This is a genomic window from Protofrankia sp. Cj3 (assembly GCF_917627355.1).
In the GTDB taxonomy this organism is placed as follows: Bacteria; Actinomycetota; Actinomycetes; order Frankiales; family Frankiaceae; genus Protofrankia.
The window spans coordinates 10,610-12,787 of sequence record NZ_CAKJTR010000151.1; the positions used below are offsets into that span (position 1 = coordinate 10,610).

Here is a 2,178-nt window from a genome sequence, read left to right on the forward strand (position 1 = left end):
GGCGTTGACGGTGGCGTTGACGGTGGCGGCCAGGGCGGACCCGGCGCGATGACTGATCCGGCGGCGGCACTGGCCGCGGCGATGGCCGGGGATAGCGAGCACCCACCCGGCCCGGCCGGGGTGCGCTGGATCGGCCGGATCGCGGTGGCGCTGACCGCTCTTGGCTGGCTGGCTCAGGTGGGTTCGGTGACGGCTCGTGGCTTTGCCGCGCACCGGGTGCCGTGGGGGAACATGTACGAGTTCTCATCCATGATCACGTTGGTCGCGGTGTCAACCTACCTGGTCATGCTGGCGCGGACCCGGGCTCGTGTCCGCTGGCTGGGTGTTTTCGTGATGTTCCCGGTGGTTCTCTATCTGGGTTTCGCCGGCACGGTGCTCTACGTCGCCGTGGGACCGCTTGTCCCAGCGCTGAACTCCTACTGGCTTAAGATCCACGTGGCCGCGGCGATCGTCGCCAGCGGCGTGTTCATGCTCTCGGCGGTCACGACCGTCCTGTATCTGCTGAAGGACCGCTGGGAGAACCAGCTGGCCGCTGTCGCCGCGGGGCGGGCCGGCGCGTCCGCCGCGATGCGCAAGCGTGGTGGCATCATGATGCGTCTGCCCACGGCCGCGGTTCTGGACCGCATCACCTACCGGGTGATCGGGCTGGCGTTCCCGATCTGGACGTTCGCGGTCATCGCCGGGGCGATCTGGGCGGAGGCGGCCTGGGGCCGTTACTGGGGCTGGGACCCGAAGGAGACCTGGTCGTTCATCACGTGGGTGATCTACGCCGCGTACCTGCACGCCCGGGCCACCGCCGGTTGGAAGGGCAACAGGGCCGCGGCGATCTCACTGTTGGGTTTCAGCGCGTTGTTCGTGGATTACTACCTGGTCAATCTGGTGATCTCCGGGTTGCACTCCTACGCCGGGGTGAACTGACAGGCCCGGCCCGGTGCGAGACCCGCTCCGCGAGTGGCCAGGGCGTTCGAGCGGCGGATCGGGGACGGGCTTTTCAGGTTCGGGAGGTACCGTCGCCGTCCCCGCGACGGATCCGTTCGGACAGTTCGCGCAGGAACTCGGGGTTGTCGTCGGGGGCGACCGATGGCGGTGCCGGGCCTCGGCGCGCCCAGGGAAACTGACGCCCGGCGGAGATCCTGTCGGGGTCACCCCAGCGGATGCCGGGGCGCTCCGTCCAGGGCGACCGACCGCCCCATGCCGGATGATCACTGTTCCGCGCGGCACCGGCGCCACGGCGTGGGCGGCCCAGCAGGAACCAGGCCACAGCGCCGACGACCTCGAACAGAACGATGATCACGATCCAGGCGAGTTTGGGGAGCGTACGGACCGAGGCGGCCGGGGTCACGGCCGCGTCGACAATCGCGTAAACCCAGAACCCGAGAACTACCAGCGTCAGCACGAGCCCGACCACCGTACCGCCGCCCCCTTACCCGATCGCGCCAGCTGTCAGAACCTCACGGAGGCCCGATTTACCTGCCCGTACCGTACCGGCCGGTTGTGGTCCATCAGGCCCAGCGGTCATGTCCGTCGTTGTTCGACCGTACCGTCAACCATTCCCCCCGCAGCGGCGGTGCGTCCGCCCGGGGCAACGGGGTGGGACAGCCATACCCCCGTCACACATCCGGTACCGATGCCGCAGCCGGATGCGTACCCGCGGCTGCCGCGCGTCCGCGGCAGTCCCAGCGTGCTCCCGGTGAGCACGAGAGCTCTCCCGTCTCCTCCCGTCTCCCCTTCCGCCTCGAACGGCAATGCGGCCGGCCGCACCGCCCGCTGCAAGGATGGTGGCCATGGCCTGGGCGGATCTGCGCGCGTTCCTCGCTCACCTCGAGCGTCACGGCGACCTGCGGCACGTCCGCGTCCCAGTCGATCCGGTCCTGGAGGTCACTGAGATCGTCACACGGGTTGTCCGGGACCGCGGACCCGCGCTGCTGTTTGACCGGCCGGCCGGTGCCGACATGCCATTGGCAATCAACGTCTTCGGGACGGAGCGGCGGATGGCCGCGGCGCTGGGAGCCAGCAGCCTCGACGAGATCGGCGACCGGATCGCCGCCATGCTCAAACCCGAGCTGCCTGTCGGGCTCACCGGGCTGCGCGAGGCCCTCAGCAAGGCCGCGGCGCTGCGGACAGTGCCGCCTCGCATGGTCCGCACCGCGCCCTGCCAGCATGTCGTGCTCAAGGGCT

The 2,178-nt window shown here is 69.7% G+C and carries 2 protein-coding genes and 1 pseudogene; 2 read left to right on the forward strand and 1 reads right to left on the reverse strand.

Features of this window, described 5'->3' with window-relative positions; translation table 11 throughout:
- A partial coding sequence (ccsB, locus tag MJ783_RS17845) for a c-type cytochrome biogenesis protein CcsB (protein ID WP_239311746.1) occupies positions 1-918 on the forward strand: 918 nt, incomplete at its 5' end.
- A gap of 73 nt (positions 919-991) precedes the next feature.
- Here the strand turns inward: ccsB and MJ783_RS17850 are convergent.
- Positions 992-1,396, reverse strand: coding sequence for a PLD nuclease N-terminal domain-containing protein (locus tag MJ783_RS17850; protein ID WP_239311748.1), 405 nt, complete (start codon positions 1,394-1,396; stop codon positions 992-994).
- Between the two features lie 388 nt (positions 1,397-1,784).
- Here MJ783_RS17850 and MJ783_RS17855 point away from each other — a divergent pair.
- Positions 1,785-2,178 (forward strand): annotated as a pseudogene (locus tag MJ783_RS17855) (UbiD family decarboxylase domain-containing protein); the annotation flags it as partial.